General features: G+C 46.0%; 17 protein-coding genes. 5 read left to right on the top strand and 12 right to left on the bottom strand.

All coding sequences use genetic code 11. The annotated features are described in order from the left end of the window. Window positions 1-140 precede the first annotated feature (140 nt). The gene (locus JGK16_RS10665; protein WP_293190504.1) at window positions 141-2,180 is read left to right on the top strand and encodes a protein kinase; all 2,040 of its coding nucleotides are present in this window, start codon (window positions 141-143) and stop codon (window positions 2,178-2,180) included. A gap of 124 nt (window positions 2,181-2,304) precedes the next feature. On the opposite strand, the gene JGK16_RS10660 is transcribed toward JGK16_RS10665, so the two are convergent. Next, window positions 2,305-3,288, bottom strand: a complete 984-nt coding sequence (locus JGK16_RS10660; protein WP_293184893.1) for an NADPH:quinone reductase — start codon at window positions 3,286-3,288, stop codon at window positions 2,305-2,307. Between the two features lie 179 nt (window positions 3,289-3,467). Then, window positions 3,468-4,208 (bottom strand): SDR family oxidoreductase, encoded by a 741-nt coding sequence (locus JGK16_RS10655; RefSeq protein ID WP_293184892.1) that lies wholly within the window; start codon window positions 4,206-4,208, stop codon window positions 3,468-3,470. Between the two features lie 278 nt (window positions 4,209-4,486). On the opposite strand from JGK16_RS10655, the gene JGK16_RS10650 reads away from it, so the two are divergent. Continuing rightward, window positions 4,487-5,035 (top strand): tetratricopeptide repeat protein, encoded by a 549-nt coding sequence (locus tag JGK16_RS10650; protein ID WP_293184891.1) that lies wholly within the window; start codon window positions 4,487-4,489, stop codon window positions 5,033-5,035. 163 nt (window positions 5,036-5,198) lie between these two features. Beyond that, the gene (locus JGK16_RS10645) at window positions 5,199-5,492 is read left to right on the top strand and encodes a DUF3288 family protein (protein WP_293190503.1); all 294 of its coding nucleotides are present in this window, start codon (window positions 5,199-5,201) and stop codon (window positions 5,490-5,492) included. A gap of 239 nt (window positions 5,493-5,731) precedes the next feature. On the opposite strand, the gene secA is transcribed toward JGK16_RS10645, so the two are convergent. The 5 genes from secA to JGK16_RS10620 all read right to left on the bottom strand — a co-directional run bounded on the left by secA (window position 5,732) and on the right by JGK16_RS10620 (window position 11,202). Next, window positions 5,732-8,548: a preprotein translocase subunit SecA gene (gene secA, locus JGK16_RS10640; RefSeq protein WP_293184889.1), complete on the bottom strand. Its 2,817-nt coding sequence runs from the start codon at window positions 8,546-8,548 to the stop codon at window positions 5,732-5,734. A gap of 494 nt (window positions 8,549-9,042) precedes the next feature. Beyond that, window positions 9,043-9,300, bottom strand: coding sequence for a hypothetical protein (locus JGK16_RS10635; RefSeq protein WP_293190502.1), 258 nt, complete (start codon window positions 9,298-9,300; stop codon window positions 9,043-9,045). 145 nt (window positions 9,301-9,445) lie between these two features. Further along, the gene (locus JGK16_RS10630) at window positions 9,446-9,871 is read right to left on the bottom strand and encodes a retroviral-like aspartic protease (protein WP_293190501.1); all 426 of its coding nucleotides are present in this window, start codon (window positions 9,869-9,871) and stop codon (window positions 9,446-9,448) included. Then, complete coding sequence (locus JGK16_RS10625) at window positions 9,864-10,109, bottom strand: hypothetical protein (RefSeq protein ID WP_293203051.1); 246 nt, start codon at window positions 10,107-10,109, stop codon at window positions 9,864-9,866. The genes JGK16_RS10630 and JGK16_RS10625 overlap by 8 nt, the downstream gene beginning before the upstream one ends. A 154-nt stretch (window positions 10,110-10,263) precedes the next feature. Beyond that, a complete protein-coding gene (locus JGK16_RS10620) occupies window positions 10,264-11,202 on the bottom strand; it encodes a ribonuclease Z (protein ID WP_293190499.1) in 939 nt (312 codons plus the stop codon). 396 nt (window positions 11,203-11,598) lie between these two features. On the opposite strand from JGK16_RS10620, the gene JGK16_RS10615 reads away from it, so the two are divergent. Beyond that, window positions 11,599-12,774: a SpoIID/LytB domain-containing protein gene (locus JGK16_RS10615; RefSeq protein WP_293190498.1), complete on the top strand. Its 1,176-nt coding sequence runs from the start codon at window positions 11,599-11,601 to the stop codon at window positions 12,772-12,774. Between the two features lie 172 nt (window positions 12,775-12,946). Beyond that, window positions 12,947-13,213, top strand: coding sequence for a hypothetical protein (locus JGK16_RS10610; protein ID WP_293183330.1), 267 nt, complete (start codon window positions 12,947-12,949; stop codon window positions 13,211-13,213). A 319-nt stretch (window positions 13,214-13,532) separates the two neighbouring features. Here JGK16_RS10610 and JGK16_RS10605 read toward each other — a convergent pair whose 3' ends face one another. From JGK16_RS10605 to JGK16_RS10585, 5 genes are all read right to left on the bottom strand, one after another. Further along, complete coding sequence (locus tag JGK16_RS10605) at window positions 13,533-14,846, bottom strand: hypothetical protein (RefSeq protein ID WP_293190497.1); 1,314 nt, start codon at window positions 14,844-14,846, stop codon at window positions 13,533-13,535. Window positions 14,847-14,970: 124 nt separating this feature from the next. Next, window positions 14,971-15,132, bottom strand: a complete 162-nt coding sequence (locus tag JGK16_RS10600) for a hypothetical protein (RefSeq protein WP_293183326.1) — start codon at window positions 15,130-15,132, stop codon at window positions 14,971-14,973. Between the two features lie 177 nt (window positions 15,133-15,309). Beyond that, a complete protein-coding gene (locus JGK16_RS10595) occupies window positions 15,310-15,999 on the bottom strand; it encodes a class I SAM-dependent methyltransferase (protein WP_293152513.1) in 690 nt (229 codons plus the stop codon). 183 nt (window positions 16,000-16,182) lie between these two features. Continuing rightward, a complete protein-coding gene (locus tag JGK16_RS10590) occupies window positions 16,183-16,314 on the bottom strand; it encodes a hypothetical protein (RefSeq protein WP_293152510.1) in 132 nt (43 codons plus the stop codon). A gap of 9 nt (window positions 16,315-16,323) precedes the next feature. Further along, a complete protein-coding gene (locus JGK16_RS10585; RefSeq protein ID WP_293183324.1) occupies window positions 16,324-17,256 on the bottom strand; it encodes a glycosyltransferase in 933 nt (310 codons plus the stop codon). Between the last annotated feature and the right edge of the window lie 542 nt (window positions 17,257-17,798).

Genomic DNA, 17,798 nt, shown 5'->3' with positions numbered 1-17,798 from the left:
TGGCTAAAATCTAGGAAACAATTATCATAAAGCAAAGATTCAAATTATTTAATTTGTCCACAGGAAGCGGCACGCACCGCCCCGCTTTCCTCCCCCACTCCTCCCTTTAAATCGGACGGGGGTCTCCAGCGGCAAGACAAATGAGTTACTGCATAAATCCCAATTGCCAAAATCCCAAAAATCTCGATCGCGCGACAGCCTGCACAAATTGCGAGTCGAACTTGCTGCTCAAAGGGCGCTACCGAGTCTTTCACACCCTCGGTCAAAGTATCGCTTGCCGCACCTTCCTAGCAGCCGATGAAGACCAACCAGCGCAACCCCGCTGCGTCATTCAACAGTTCTGCGGCCCCATGCCGTCAATCGCCGACGGTCAAAACCAGTTCAACCGGACATTTTTGGGTTCTGCCTCAGTTCTCGACAAGTTGGGCAAACACCAGCAAATACCGAAACTGCTGGCATCTTTTGAAGTCGAAGGCTGCCAGTATTTAGTGCAAGAATACATTGAAGGGCGCAATTTAGCCGATCGGCTTTCGGAAAAAGGCGTTTTTAAAGAAATTCACATTTGGTATCTGCTGAGCGAGTTGTTACCAGTGCTGGAATTTGTCCACGAAAATCAACTGATTCACCGAGATATCAAACCGTCCAATATTGTTCACCGCAAATCTTCCCAAACGTCGGCAGCAATAGTCGGGAAAGAGCATCTGGATTCTTGGGAGGAGGAATCCGGGCTAGTTTTAGTCGATTTCGGCTCCGCAATTCCTGCCAACAGCGGGCCGCTGAAAACAGAAACAGTGACGGGTTCTGCCGAATACGCGGCGCCGGAACAAATTAAAGGTGAAGCAATTAAGAGCAGCGACATCTACAGTTTGGGCGTCACCTGCATTCACTTGTTAACGGGAATGTCGCCCTTTGATTTGTTTGACATCAAAGCCGACGCTTGGGCCTGGAGGGATTATTTGAAAGTACCAGTTTCGGCCAGACTCGGCCGCATCCTGGACAAAATGGTGCAGCGAGAACCATCAAAACGCTATCGATCGATCGAAGCAATTCTCACAGACATGAAATACGGCCCGACACCGATAGAGGTGATTGTCAGCAAACCCAAGTGGACTTTAGCTATGTGGGGGGGAGCCGCAGTTGCTCTGATTTCATTGGTGCTCGGTTCTCGCTTGCCATCTCCGGTATCGGAGGCTTTCACTTCCAATGAGCCTGTTTCTAGCATTCCCGACATTCGGTTCGACCCGCCCCCCATGCAGAATTTCAGCAGCGAGCCATCGCTGTCACACCCCGCAGTGCGGACTTTGACAGAGCAAGACAAAAATCCGGTGTGGGCGGTAGCAGTCACTCCCAACGGCCGCGTGATAGTTAGTGGCAACAACGATGGGACAATTCACCTGCTGCACAAGCGTCACGGTAAAGTGCTCAAGGTTTTGGCGGCACATTTGGGGCCCGTGTGGTCAGTGGCAGTGAGTCCCGATGGCAGGACGATCGCCAGCGGTGGCGCTGACGGTACGATTAAACTGTGGAATTTCTATTCTGGCCAGTTAATTCGGACATTGGACGGACACACAGACGGCGTGTTCTCGGTGGTGTTCAGTCCCGACGGCAAAGCCCTCGCCAGTGTAGGCAAAGATAATGCTTTGAAGTTGTGGCAAGTCGAAGGCGGGGCCGAGTTGCAAACACTCAAAGGGATAACCGACGAAGTGCATTCGGTAGCTTTCAGTGCCTATAAAGACACTTTGTTTGCTGGCAAAGGCGACGGTAGGATCGAGATGTGGAATTGGAAAACAGGGGCATTCCAAGCCACTCTGACTGGTCATGTTGATGCTGTTTCGGCGCTTACGATCAGCCCCGACGGTACAATTTTGGGCAGCGGCGGCTGGGACAATACCGTGAGGATTTGGGATATCACCACGGATCACGGGCCCGAACCGTCCGGTGAGGTGACTTTTGCCGGTCATACCGATCGAATTCAGTCTGTAGCTTTCAGTCCCGACGGGGCGACGCTAGCCAGCAGCGATTTGAGCGGAACTATCAAGCTGTGGGCGATGGATGGCGGGGAGCAAGGCACGCTGAAAGGTCATTCTACTTGGGTGGAATTGGCTTTTAATCCTCAGGACAAAACTCTGATCAGCGGCAGTTATGACGACACGATCAAGGTGTGGCAACTGTCTCCTTGATTGTGGCGATCGATTCTCGGTGCGATCGAATTAAATCAAGGTATGTAGTTGCGCTTAAGCGCTCTTTCTTAGCGCTTTTGAACAAATCGAAGAGCGAAGACAGCGCAACTACGTGCCTAAAAATCTACCTCAATAAAACCAAATTGCCGATCGCACTACCGCTTTCCTGCAATTCATGAGCGGCCGCAATCTCGTCTAAACCAAAGCGCCCAGCAATAACGTGTCGCAAAACTCCAGCTTTCAGACAAGTCGTAATATCTGCCGCCGCTTGTTGGTGCGCTGCTTTGTCCATAGCATAAACTAGGACGTAATGAACGGTAAGATTTTTGTAAATTAACGAGTACACAGGAATTTGAGGCGTTGCATTTGAATCAGAAGCATAGGTGGCGATCGTGCCGTTACGGGCGATCGCTTTGAGATTAATTTCCAGATTTCCGGCAAAATCAACTTCAATTATGCGATCGACCCCTTTACCGCCCGCAATTTCCTTAATCCGCGCCACCACATCTTCAGCTTTATAATTAACAATATAATCAGCTCCCGCAGTTTTAGCAATTTCTGCTTTTTCCGCAGAACTTACCGTCGAAATAACCGTCGCGCCACCCCATTTTGCCAATTGGATCGCATAATTACCAACAGCGCCCGCCCCGCCCGCAACCAATACAATTTTCCCAGTAACAGCACCATCTTTAAAAACACAATGGTGTGCAGTCATAGCCGGAACTCCCAAACAAGCACCCGCTGCAAAATCTGTATTTTCCGGTAGAAAAACCGCTTGTTCGCTGGGAACAACAACATACTCCGCCGCCGTACCAAACTGGCGGGGCAAAGTGGCTTCATAAATCCAAACACGTTCCCCAATTCGAGACTGTGGCACGCCTTCTCCTGCTGCTTCAATTATGCCCGCACCGTCGTTGTGGGGAATGACTCGCGGGTATCGCATTGTGAGTCCGCCCCAACCGCTGCGCTGCTTAACATCGGATGGGTTAATTCCGGATGCGCGTACTTTAACCAGCACATCATTTGCGCCCAATTCTGGAACATCGATTTCGCCAATTTTGAGGACATCTTTCGCGTTGCCGAGTTGTTCGTAGTAAGCAGCTTTCACGGTTTTTTTCTCCTGATGTTTTCAATCTCGATCGCTCCGCCCCGCGTTACTTTATCACAAATAATTGCTTTAAAGCCGGAACCTTTTTTGGAAGAAATAAAAAAAAATATTCATTACTCCAATCCTCTTCCTTCCTTTGTCAAGTGCTGTCAACTGTCAACTGTCAACTGTCAACTGAATCAAGCACTTCCGCCGTTAACGCGGATATTTTGTCCGGTAATCCATCTGGCTTGTTCGCTACACAAAAAAGCCGTCACATCTGCTATATCTTCAACTTTTCCGAGTCTTCCGAAAGCAGTCATTTGCATAAATCTTTGAATTTGTTCGGGGGTTTTGCCGACAGTGAAAAGTTCTGTATCCGTGGGGCCCGGAGAAATGACATTGACTGTAATTTGCCGATCGCCCAATTCCTTCGCCAGCGATCGAGTTAGCTGTTCCACCGCGCCTTTTGTCGCCACGTAAGCCCCGTAAGTTGGCATCATTATCGCCGTTGTCGAACTAGAAAAGTTGACAATTCTGCCTCCATCTGCCATGCGTTTAGCAGCTTCTTGACAAGCAAAAAATGTGCCTTTGACGTTAACTGCAAACAGATTGTCAAACTCTGCTTCGGTAACTTCTGCTACAGGTTTGTAAAGAATTACTCCCGCATTGTTGACTAAAATATCGACTTGTGAATAGGTTTCGAGAGTGCGATCGAACAAATTGCCAATTTCTGCGGTTTTGCTGACATCGGCTTGTACGGCTAATGCTGTGCCGCCTGAGAGTGCGATCGCGGATACAACCTCTTGAGCGGCTTCTGTTCCTCTGGCGTAGTTGACGACAACCGATGCGCCTTCTTGGGATAATCGGAGGGCGATCGCGCGTCCAATTCCCCGCGATGCACCAGTCACAATTGCAACCTTTCCTGCTAGTGATGCCATGAGATTTACTCCCCAATTAGCGTTGATGCTGCTTCTAAACAATCATACTATTTTTTTAGGAAGCCGATACAGACTGACCTCAGAAATCGGGTTTCTGCGGAGATTTCTCGTAACTCAATTCAAAATTCGTAGAAACCGGGTTTCTAGCCCCCATGCGTAGTTTCAGATTCAGGTACAGAAACAAATTTAAAATCTCAAACAGTCAGAATATCTGTAGGAATTGCACTTGCTAGCCAACACCTGTGGTAAAGTAAACTCGGCTGTTAAACTAAAAATATATGACCGTAAATTCCGAGTTAACAGAGCAGTATTTGTCAGCGGGCGAGAAACTCCAGCAATCAGGAAAATTTGAGGAGGCGATCGCCCAATACCAAAAAATACTAGCACTCGAACCGGATGTGGCGGTGGCACGCAGCAAGATAGCCGAAGTTTATTATACGCAACAGAGATATGTAGAGGCGATCGCCCAGTGCTACCAAACCCTGCGCCAGCAACCCAATTTCGCCCCCGCCTACAAAACTCTCGGGAATATCCTGCAAGCCCAAGGGAAGACAGACGCAGCGGTGCGGGCGTACTCAAAGGCGATCGAATGCGAGCCTAGATTTGTCGCAGCCTATGTTAACTTAGGCAGTATGTGTTACAAACAAGGCTTGCTGGATGAAGCGATAACATACTACCAAAAGGCGATCGCCATGCAGCCAGACTTAGCAGCCGCTTACTGGAACTTAGGCAAAGTATTAGAACAGCAAGGGCGAACCAATGAAGGTTTAATTTATCAACAAAAAGCTTTAAACTTACAGCCAAATTTAGAAAAACCAGGCACATAAATCAATAGCCAAAAACGAGCAACAAAACAACTTCTAAATCTCTCTTTTCTCTGACTCTGCGCCCTCTGCGCCCTCTGCGGTTAAAAAGCATTCTCTTTATTATAAAAATTATAAAATAAGATTGTTCAAGCAAAATTTCAGTAGATATACCAGGACAAACAATATGGATTTAGACACAAAAAATCAAGACCAACAGCACCCGCAATACAAACGCGATCGAGCCACAGTCGATAATTTATTAGGAAAAGAACCAACCGACCACAATTTATCAGAATTAGCAAGATTAATCATTCGCTATAAAGGATTTCCCGGCGCTAGAGATATCCAAGCAGACTTAAAAAAAGCCCTGCAACAATGGAATCATACCGAAGAAACTCTGTACGAACAAACCCGCAAAATTCACGCTAATGGTGAAGTTTACAGGAAACAAAAAAGCGATCAAGAAGATTGGGCTTAATACAGTCTTCAACCCGCGGAGGCGGGTTTTGTTTGTGTAGACGCGGTTTCAACCGCCGTCTTATCTTAGTCTAGATCCCCCTAAATCCCCCTTAAAAAGGGGGACTTTGAGTGCTTCTTGTCCCCCCCTTAAGAAGGGGGGCTAGGGGGATCGGATCTTAGTCACAAAACAGCAGTTTATGACTGCGTTTGACGTTTGTTTGGCACCAACGAACATTGTTGTGTCCCGACAAAATCCCTCTAAACCATCTCAGCCGAAACAGGCATTGCAGGCTGCGGCTGGAACTGGAACAGCGAATAAACCACGTTGCGGCGGATATCCGTCATCATGTCCAAAAACAGCTCGTAACCTTCAGTTTTGTACTCGATCAGCGGGTCTTTTTGTCCGTAACCGCGCAATCCCACAGACTCGCGCAAAGCATCCATTTGCTGCAAGTGTTCCCGCCACAAAGTATCAATTTGCTGCAAGATAAAGAACCGTTCCGCATCTCGCATTAAATCGGCACGGATCGCATTAACTTCCGCTTCCTTCATGTCGTAAGCATTGCGGACTTGTTCGTGGAGGAAAGTTTTGATTTCCTCAACTGACAAATCTTCTAATTGATCCGGAGTCATGTCAGCTAACAGATAAACAAATTCCTTCACCTTGCTGACAAGTTTGTCGAGTTCCCATTCTTCCGAAGGCAAATCGGGATTGATGTATGCTCCAACGATGTCGTCCATCGTTTGTTCCGCATACTTAATTACCTGTTCCTTCGAGTCCAAACCTTCCAAGACTCGGCGACGTTCCGCATAGATGGCTCGACGCTGATTGTTCATCACTTCGTCGTATTCAAATACCTGCTTGCGGATGTCGTAATAGTAGGTTTCGACTTTTTTCTGAGCGCCTTCGAGCGATCGAGTCAGCATTCCAGATTCGATCGGCATATCTTCCTCAACACCGAACATTTTCATCAAACTCGACACCCGTTCGCCCCCGAAAATCCTGAGCAAATTGTCTTCCAAACTCAAGAAAAACCGCGTAGAACCGGGGTCTCCTTGTCGTCCCGCGCGGCCGCGCAACTGATTGTCAATCCGGCGCGATTCGTGACGTTCAGTACCGATAACGTGCAAGCCACCCAACTGCACAACTTCATCGTGTTCGGTGCTGGTAAAGGCATCGTATTCGCTGCGAGTTAGATTGTAAGCTTCCCGCAATTTTTGAATTACGATGTCTTTGGTGGGCGCTTTTTCCGACGCTACAGCCACGATGTCATCGGCTTGCAATTCCGAGAGCGATCGCTCCCCGTACTCCTTCACCGCCAATTCAACCGACCCTTTCAGCAGTTGCTCGGCCTCTTTCGATAGCTGTGTCGGGAAAATCTGCGCCGAAGCTTTCCAAGACTTGACTTTTTTAGCAGTTTGACCAAAACCTTGAGCTGCGGGGCGGCCGCCCATACCGGGCGCTTGTACCAGGGAAAACCCGTCTTCATCATCGGGGCGCACGATCCGGGGCATCAAATACTCGCGCAACTTCAGGCGTCCCATGTACTCGGAATTACCGCCCAGAATGATGTCGGTACCCCGTCCGGCCATGTTTGTGGCGATCGTCACAGCGCCTTTGCGTCCGGCTTGAGCGATAATTTCCGACTCCCGTTCCACATTTTCCGGTTTCGCATTCAGCAAATTGTGAGGAATCTTGAGTTCCCGAAGCAGCCGCGACAGCAACTCGGATTTTTCCACACTGGTAGTACCCACCAGCACCGGCCTACCAATTTCGTGCATTTCGGCGCATTCTTGGGCGATCGCCTTCCACTTGCCGGCCTCTGCCTTGTAAACCATATCCGAAAGGTCGCCACGGCTGGGAATCCGGTTAGTCGGAATCAGCGTCACTTCCAGACTGTAAATCTTCTCAAATTCCGTTTCCTCAGTCTTCGCCGTCCCAGTCATCCCCGACAGCTTCGGATATAGCAAAAAGAAATTTTGATAAGTAATAGTCGCCAGCGTCTGAGTTTCCGGTTGAATTTCCGCGTGTTCTTTCGCTTCGATGGCTTGGTGCAAACCGTCACTCCAGCGCCGTCCCGGCATCACGCGCCCTGTAAACTCATCGACAATCACCACTTCGCGATCGAGATTGACGATGTAGTTAATATCCTTAATAAACAATTCCTTCGCCTTAATCGCATTAAAAATGTAATGCGCCCAAGGGTCAGCCGGATCGTATAAATCCTTCACTCCCAACAAATCCTCAGCTTCGCCAAACCCTTCATCGGTCAACAGCACATTCCGCGCCTTTTCGTCAACCTCGTAATGTTCCTCATTTTCCTTTCTCAGGGAAGCAGCCACCTCAGCCGCCCGGATGTACTTCTCGCTGGGGCGTTCGACTTGGCCGGAAATAATTAGAGGTGTGCGGGCTTCATCAATCAGCACCGAGTCAACCTCGTCAATTACGCAGAAATTAAAAGGACGCTGCACGACATCTTCCATGACAGTAGCCATGTTGTCGCGGAGGTAGTCAAAGCCGACTTCGCTGTTAGTCGCGTAGGTAATGTCGCAGCTATAATTTTTCTTGCGTTCCACCTGATCCATGCCCTGCTGGATCAGTCCCACAGTCAATCCCAGGAAGCGGTGCACCTGCCCCATCCATTCCGCGTCCCGCCGTGCGAGATAATCGTTGACGGTGATGATGTGCACGCCTTTACCGTTGAGGGCGTTGAGGTAAGCCGGCAGCGTCGCCACCAAAGTTTTGCCTTCACCGGTTTTCATTTCGGCAATTTGGCCTTTGTGCAAGATGATGCCACCGAGGAGTTGGACATCAAAGTGGCGCATTCCCAAAACTCGCTGTCCCGCTTCCCGCACCACTGCAAAAGCTTCGGGCAAGATTTCATCGAGGATTTCTTTCTCTTCGTTGAGAGATTTAGCTTTGGCCAGACGTTCTTTAAACTCCGCTGTTTTGCCTCTGAGGTCGTCGTCTGAGAGGGCGCGTAAGTCTTCTTCCAAGATATTGATATCAGCTACCCAAGGCTGAAATTTTCTCAGTTTGCGAGCGTTGGGGTCGCCGAGTAGATTTTTAAACATGGCAGGAGAGGCAGATTTTTAATAATTTAGCTAGTAGCTTGCAGAATTAGGGGCTGTAGTGTCAGCCACAACGTTTACCTTCCCCGATTGTAGCAACCATTTGCCGTCCTAGGCGGTCGAAGGCGCCCTTGGGGGCGATTTGGGATTTGGGATTTGGGATTTGGGATTTGGGATTTGGGATTGAAGAAGTGACTTCTCTTGTCCCTTGCTGATTCAGCAAATCATTTCCACAAACTATTGAGTAAGGGCGTTATGCGGGCAGTTTGTGGATTAGGTGTATAGCCCGAAGGCGGATGAGGAGATTTTAGAGCAACGGGAAGTCATTGTAATTATGTCCTTCTGAATCCTTCGCAAGGCTCAGGACTGCGAAGAATCGAGCGAGATTCTTCCCGGAGTTTACTTGCAGAACCCTTCACTCCGTTCTGCAAGTAAACTCCGGGTCGGGATCGGAATGACAGACAATAGATGCGTAAGTCCTGTACTCAACAAAACGGTTACTCAGTTTTACTGACGAACTTATAAGCTTGATAACCTCCGTAGGTTAAAAGTGCCCCTGCTGCCACAATTCCTGCAACTGGGAGAGTCACAGGAGCAGCCACAATAGTTGTTGCTGTCGTTGTCAAGCCCAACCAACCTGCGACACCAGCAGCAGGCACTGTTGCAGTAGTGGCTATAGGTACAGTGGCAATTGTAATTGAACCCAATGACGAACCACCAAGTGCAGCGATTCCAGCGATCAACTCGTTTTTCATTTCTCTAACTATTGTGATAATTGTATATTTTATCTCATAATTTACCGCATATTTTTTTTTCTGTCAATATCGAATCAAAAAAAAAATTAGGATTTTCCAGTGTCTATACCGGGCTGCAACGCAGGATTTTAAAAAATTGATAATCTCAACTATCCTTAAATTTAGGAGACACTTCAAACGCTAATTGTGACCCATAAAAACAAACATCAAACTCAGTAAAAAAATTAGTTCGCCCTAAAAGAATGGGAATATTATTCACCCTACTCCAGGCAAAAACTAACTGAACTGGATCAAAGTCCCCTATTTTTGCCAAGACTAATAACCCTTTCGTTTCAGCACTCGCTAAATTTCCCGCTAAAGTAACAGAAAATCTTTGCTCTTCCCAAATTGCCCCTAATTGCACCCCAACATTATAGGGCAAAACATTTACGCTAGCTCCTGTATCCAGTAAACCCATAACCTCAACAGAACGATTTTGATAAGTTAGTGTTAAAGGCAGATACGGAACATCAGCTAAAACACCTGACTCATCTCGTTTAGGTTGAAAAGAATATCGCCTACCATTAAACATTTTGAGTTTGTTTTTGTTCTGTTTCTAGTAACTGCATTAATTGCTCTGCTGCACTATTAGAAGTATGCACGGAATACATAATTTCAGCAGATTCATTGCCCATGACAATTCCTTCTTCTTTCGCCAATTCTGCTATTAAAAACAGCATTATTTGAAATTTATCAGTGCGGGACAATTGCTGAAGTTGGGCTAATAATTCAAGATTTGACATAAAACGCCATTGAATTCGTTTTTCCATTTTATCACACCCTTGAGATTTAAACTACTCCACAACAGCAGTGTGAATCCCTAATTCCTGAACAGGCAAGATGCCTGTTCCACAAAGAATGAATTTGATTGTGGAACAGGCATCTTGCCTGTTCTTGAGAATGGTGTAAGATGTGAGATTAACCCTACTCTTCAACAGGCCTGGGGACTTCGTAAGTCAAAAAGTCATAGGCCATTTTCGTATTTGGAAAAATTGCCTGGGCTTCTTTGAGCAAGTCATCCAGGACGATCGCATTTCCCGGAGCGTAACGCGGGCTAAAATGCGTCATGATCAACTGTTTCGCCCCAGCGAGCAAAGCTACTTGAGCCGCCATTGTCGAGGTTGAGTGCAGGCGATCGAAGGCCATTTGAGCATCTTGATGGGCAAAAGTCGCTTCATGTACCAACAAATCCGCATCCTTTGCCAATTCCACCGCGCTGTCACAAAAAACCGTGTCAGTACAGTAAACAAACTTTCGCCCGACTTGATCCGGGCCACAAAAATCAGTACCTTTAAACTCCCGCCCATCTGATAATTTGACCGTCTTTCCTTGTTTTAATTCACCATAAACTGGCCCCGATGGAATCCCTACAGCCTTCGCTTTTTCGACATCAAAGTGTCCCGGACGGTCTTTCTCAGTGATGCGATAACCAAAAGCAGTAACTCGATGCTTTAAAGGAGCGCAACTCACAATATATTCGTCATCTTCATAGACAACTCCCTCGTGACTTTTGTGTACCTTCACAGGGTAAGAAAAATGAGTTTGAGAATAGCGAACGCCAGCTTGCAAATATTCTTCAAGTCCTGGAGGCCCGTAAAGATCGATACGCTTGACATTCCCCGCCAAACCGCAGCTAGCCAGCAAACCCATTAAGCCGAAAATGTGGTCGCCGTGCAGGTGAGTGATGAAAATGCGGCTCAGTTGGCTGACTTTTAGCTCGCTACGGAGGAATTGGTGCTGGGTTCCTTCGCCGCAGTCAAATAGCCAGAGTTCGGCTCGCTGGGGCAAGCGGAGGGCGATGCTGGAAACGTTGCGCGATCGCGTGGGTACGCCGGAGCTAGTTCCGAGAAATGTAATCTGCAAGAGTCAAATCACCTCAATTAAATCTTAAAAAATATGTTACAAATATCCAGGTGCGGCCAATCTGACATAAAGGAATTATTCGCAGGCAGGAACCGGGATAAATCGCTGTTGCTGCCAGGATCTAGTCGCTCCAATCATTTTTGACGCACAAAGTGCCAAACCCAATTCTGGGTGCATCTGGTTTTTGAAGAGGGCGAAGCATGACCGTATATGAGTTATTAGTTATAATCCCATATTGACTGCGGTCATGCTTCGCCCCTACAGATATATTTGCTTGCATTGAGATGCACCCCCAATTCTAACGTTTTCTTTCTGCCGTTCTCCTTCCTTTTTCCCGAACCTTCCCGAACTCTTAAAAATTCTCAAACTCATACAGCACAGGAGGAAAATTTTAAAATGCAGTCAGGAGTGTTCTTTACTTCCGTTGTTTCGACATTAAAAAAACGCTACTTTTGGATTTCGCTGTTGTTTTGGCTGGTAATGGTAGCCCCAGCACAGGCGGCGCTGATTTTGCGAGTTGCGGTACAAGACGGGACGAGTCAGATCAAAGTCGGCAGTTCTACTAAGGCTGCAATCCGCGACAGCAGCGGGCGCAATTTGGGGGAACTGCCCGCCAACAGTTCTCAGTCTGCTCAATTTCGATCGGGAACTGTGGCAATTGGCCGCTGGGCTGCCAATCAAATTTGGATCGAGCCGACCGGAAACGGTTATGTTTGGATTGGCGATCGATGGTATCGGGGACGCACGCTTCTAGTTCCCGAAAAAGGAGCCTTAACCGCCGTCAACTATGTCGATATCGAACAGTATCTCTACAGCGTTCTCGGTGCCGAAATGAGTGGCAATTGGCCTCAAGAGGCTTTGAAAGCCCAAGCAGTCGCCGCCCGTTCCTACGCTCTCCACAAGCGCCTCAAAAGCGAAACCGACCTTTACGATGTGGATGACACTCAGTCTTCCCAGGTTTACAAAGGATTGCAAACAGAATCTTCGGGTACTTATGCCGCAGTGGATGCCACCGCCGGTCAAGTTCTGACTTACAACGGTCAGATTATTTTAGCCGTTTTCCACTCTGCCTCTGGCGGACATACGGAAAATGTCGAGGATGTTTGGACGGAACCCCTGCCTTATTTGCGGGCTGTTCCTGACTTCGACCAAGGGGCGCCGGTTTACCAATGGAAAGAAAATTTTTCCCGCGCTCAAATCAGCAGCAAGATTTCTGGTGTGGGTAATGTAATCTCGATGAAGCCAGAACGTACTACCGCTTACGGCAGCGTTTTGTCCATGAAAGTAGTCGGGGATGGCGGTTCTAGGGTGATGACTGGCGCGGATTTGCGTCGGGTTCTAAATTTAAGGAGTACCCGCTTTACTGTGATTCCTCAGTACGGCGGGATTTTTAGCGGCCAAAATAGGGGGAAGCCTCCTACGGGTTTTCAAGTTGCTGGCAAAGGTTTCGGTCACGCTGTGGGCATGAGTCAGTGGGGGGCTTACAATTTGGCTAGGCAGGGATACGGCTACCAGCAGATTTTGTTGCACTATTACCGGGGTGCTGCTTTGGCTAGAATTGCTGTGCAGTAACTGTTGGGAATGGGGGATGGGGCATGGGGCATGGGGCATGGGGCATGGGGCATGGGGCATTGGTAAGAAATAACAAATAACCAATAACAAGTAATAACGAATAACTAACTAACTGTCCACTGCCAACTGCCAACTGCCAACTGACTACTGACTAACTAAATTAAGGATTGCTATGCAAAAGTGGGAGTATTTATTTGTGGATGCGAATATGTATCCTTTTGGAAATAAGCTAATTAGTTTATATGTAAATGGTGAGGAGCTGCGAGATTGGAAACAAGGCTCGCTACATCTATTTGTCAATCAATTGGGGGAGGATGGGTGGGAACTTGTGGCTCTGCGACATGACTCGAAATACGACCAAAATTGTTTGATTTTTAAACGCCCTAAGATTGTTAAAAAGATGAGAAAAACAACAGATTCTAGTATTCAAAATAAATGATTTTGGCGTTGTTTAATCAGGGGATGAAAATGGGTAACTTGAAAATTCAGCTATATTGACTGACTGGTTTGTTTCATTTTTTCACATTGAGTCGTTCATACTGTTGCAGCAGCAACGCCAATAGAAGGTATGTAGTTGCACTTGGGCGCTCTTTCCTAATATAAGCTAAGAGCGCTGAAGCGCAACTACGTACCTAAGATCAATTCTCAGAAGACTTCTAGTCTCCGGCGGTTAGAAACCGCGACTACAAAAACAAAGTCCACCTCCGTGGACTAAGAAAAAATCTGTGTGCTGCATTCCTGATTCTTCGGGTTATAAATTAATTGTCCGATCGCCCAATTCGCCGCTGCCATTCAGCATCTATTTTTGCTGACTGTTCTAGTTCTTGTTGAGTTAATTCGCTTTCTGTGGTATAAGCTAAGTCTTCTCCACTCAGAACGTTTTCGCCTGCAAATTCCTGGGCGTAGGCCAGTTTTTGCTGCAAGTTGGCATCGGGTTGGTTTAATAACATGGCTCGCTGCTGCCGATCGTGATTCCGAGCTTCTATCCTGCTATTTTTCCACTGAATCCAGAAGTACCTGATTAAGGGAATTGTCAGAAATCCGACGCCGTAAATCAGCAGCAGTGGATAAATACCGCTGACGAAGCCGATGAATCCACCTGCGATCGCACTTTTCGTTAATAAATTCCCCAAAACCAGCGCACCGACAAGATTGACGGCTCCTAAACCTGCTGCGAGCATGATTTGGCCGGAGTCGGCGTGACTGAAACGCCACAGCATTTCTCGCAAATAAGTTCCTGTTGGTTGAGGATTTTGCAGGAGGGCTGTGGTTTGCAATTGCGGAAAATGATAGATGATTTGCCCTTCGGGACTGACTTCGGGGCGGCCGTCAAAACGGGCCAGGGCTGGTAACATATATTCTTCGTATTCTCGGGCGTATCCCTGTCCGAGATTGTCGAGATAGGGCGCAATTTGTTCGGCTGCGACTGCGCCTCGGTTGTTGCGAATTGCGGTGGCTATATCGCTCCACTTGCGCTCTTCTAGATTTTTATTGGGATTCCCGTCTCCAAATATAAAGGAGAAAACTGCTTCCAGAAAACTCATTTGGGGTTTTTGACCGCGATCGCGCGATCGCTGCTGGTAGTATGGTTCATCATGGTTCCAGTAAAAGATCCAGATTAAGTCGTTCCAGAAGTAGGGAAAAAAGAAAAAGCCTCCGCCGCCACCTCCACTTTCGCCTCCGCTTCCGCCTCCTCCACCGTTATTGTCGCTGTTCATGCTGGAGAGTAAAAGCGTAATAGCAACAACAATTAAAAGGATGGAAGCTACCAGCACTAAGCCAAAAGATATTCTAATCAAGTAAAATAGAACTCGCCAGATTTTTTGCCACCATTCCTGCAACTGCAAGCGCAAGAATTTGTTTCGCAAAATATCTCGAAAGTTGTTGGGAAATATGTAGGCAATGTCGCCGGATTCTGCTACTTGCAGGTTGCCGCCTGCTTCGGAGGCCAGCGTTAACAGTTCTCGCTGGGCAAAATTGACATCTAGTCCAGCTTTTGCCGCCACGTCTCCAACCGTAACGCGGTAGCCAAGTTGCTCGACGGCTTGCATAATCCCGGGATTTGGAGCCATGTGTTTCTCTTTGTGAAAATTACGCGGTTATTTTTAATTATAGGTTGCGGGCATTAAAGCTGGTTTAGACCTGGAGAATTTAGGCTTTTTTTGTGGCTGACCTTGATTTTGGGGCAAAACATTGCTACTTTTGGCATGGTTCAAAAATGGCAGTTTTAAGGTAGCACTGCACGGCAAATTCTGCCATCATTAAAGGTACATCAAAGCTGATAGCGATTGCTGTCAGCTTTGGGTCGAGAATACCGGCGATCGCCAGTAATTCGTCGCGTCGATCAATTGAAAACATCTACTTGATTCTCATTTGTTTCTGAGTGGTATTTGTATTCTTGGATCAGAGTCAAAATTGAACTAGATACAGGGGGTGTCGGAATATAACCACCTGCGACGAATGCCATCTTAATAAAAAATATCAGCTTGCATAATTAAATTAGTGAATAGTGAGTAGTGGATAGTGGATAGTGAATTAGATTGTTTCTAAGAACTCAAACAAATAGTTTTCATCTTTTAAGTTAAGAAAATTTTCTTTACCATTGAGAACATCTTCATAAGTCATTTTATCCAATTCATCTTTGCTCAGGTTGAGATCGATATCAGGCTTTCCTTTCATAACTATGCCTAAGCCAAAATCGCAATCCAACACAAAGACTCGCAAATCTTTGCGATTACTTCTTAGATAACAAATCGTTTTCCAGACATCACCACACCAGTTGCCATCCCATCCAGGTAAATTCATGTCGATCGCAGCTTGCAGAGACTGAGCTGGACAGGCTGCGAGGACATGGGGTGGTTTGCAATCATGCATGACTATTACGCCATTTTCATTGAGGTTGTCCAAGGTATTCAGGACATCTTGCAATGATTGTTCGTAGGTATGCAATCCATCGATAAATGCTACATCAAACCGTTCGATCGGATTGGCACTTGCAAAAAAAGCATCGCTAGTGGCGTCTATATATTCCGCTGTTGCATTACATAGATTTTTACTAGCCCATTCCAATTTACGTTCTTCAGAAAATGCAAAACTAGGATCTACTCCCACCTTTTGAGCGATCTCGATCGGGAAAAAACTATCGCCATTATTTACGCCGATTTCTAAATACCTCAGGGCTTTTTTCTTGTCGATTATTTTTTGAATTACATCGGTTCTGAGCATTTCGGTTTCCTGAGATAATAGACAACAATTTGAAACCTAACTATTTAGGCTGACTGTTTACTATAACATATCTCACGCATTGCCCCACGTATTTTTGTTACTGCTGTTGGGGGAAGGGGGAAGGGGAAGGGGGAAGGGGTAAAGAGTACAGGACTTACGCAAAGAATCTATCTGTAGGGTGCGTTACCTCTGGTAACCGATCGCCAACGCTACTAATAGTGTGGGTGCGTACTTTGTCTTTGCCAATATCACGATCGCTATTTTCTGGCGAGCATCAAGCGGTAAACTGGCTGCGACTGATTGGCTCGGACTCATTCTTGTAGATTATACCCAGGTTTTTCCTAAGTTCCCTCTGAAACCATCATAAGTTCCGCGCAGACAAGCCCAAATTTTCAATCTTCTTGATAAGTTTTCTAATAGCAAGATTTTAATAACTAAATTAATCATAATTTTAATTCTATGAATACTAAACATAATCAATAGTTTGTTCTCCATAGCGAGACTAAGTTCGACAAAGGTGTTATTCCTGCATCGGTAGTAGTAACGCAACGGAGAACAATTCAATCGCATTATTTTTATTTTAGGATAAAATAAATTAACTTCTTGAGTCTCTCCAAATCGTTGTTTTAGAACAATATTTCTATTGACAAATATAGAATAATTTTGTTTCTTTAATTTTAGACAATATTCCCAATCAACTGCTTCAATAAATAAATTTTCATTAGGAAAGGGAGTATTGTAAGCGGCTTGAATGGAAATAAGAGAACCTGCTGTAATAACGGCATCACATTTATAAATTTCAGGGATTTGATCGTTTATAAGAAATTGTTTTAGTTGATACTTATCTAAGATCATTCCATTCCATTGTTGTCCTGTGACTCTATCAACAGGAAGTGGAGCAATAATTCCAATTTTTTGATGAGCTTCTTTGAGATTATCATAGGTTTCAATTAATCTTTTTAAAGCATCTGGTGAAGGTTCAGTATCTTGATCGAAAGTCCAAATAAAATCAAATTCATTTTTAATAGACCATTCAATACCCACTCGTAAACCGCCAGAAATGCCGATGTTTTGGGGATAAGATTTGACGATAATAGATTCGTCTAATTCTTCAGGAGACAACAACACATGAGGCGAGTTATCGACTATTAAGATTTTCTCGATCGAATAAGTTTGACACTTAAGAGAAGCGATACACCGCTCAAGGGCAGTTTTATCTGAATAGGCAGTGATATAAGCAACAATACGATACGACATTACCTAATTAATACTTCCAACTTATTTTTACTACAAATGAATACAATTACCCCGACTGCTTAGTCCTGCTTGAAAAATTAACATTTTTTACGCTGGAATAGTCTGACATTACCATGCTAATTAGCAATTGTCAACAACTGTCTCAAATTGTTGTTGGAGCTGAAAAATATCTCCATGACAAGGAGTATCAGGCAGGACTTCTTTCTGACCTGCTCTCAATCCCGTCCCGACATCAGCAATGGTGAAATCTGGCTGAAACCCCTGCGCCATCGCATCTAGCAAATGCCAACCCCAAGACTGATTGGCTCGGACTCATGCTTTGGGGGGCGAATTAGGACTAAGGCGACAGCCTTCACCTTACACCGATCGCTCGCAAACTGTTACCCTCAATTGAACCGTACCCTACTTTTTTCCCAAAAGCTTTTCAGTGTTGGCTGAACTTTGAAAACTTAATAAAAGTTTAAATATGTAAAAAAAATATGTTTTTTTTGCAAGTCTTGCAATAGTTATCTACAATAGATAGGACTTGCGCGTGTTGTCAA

Source organism: Microcoleus sp. PH2017_09_SFU_O_A, assembly GCF_020738625.1.
Taxonomy (GTDB): Bacteria; Cyanobacteriota; Cyanobacteriia; order Cyanobacteriales; family Microcoleaceae; genus Microcoleus.
This window is presented reverse-complemented; position numbering and strand designations above follow the sequence as displayed.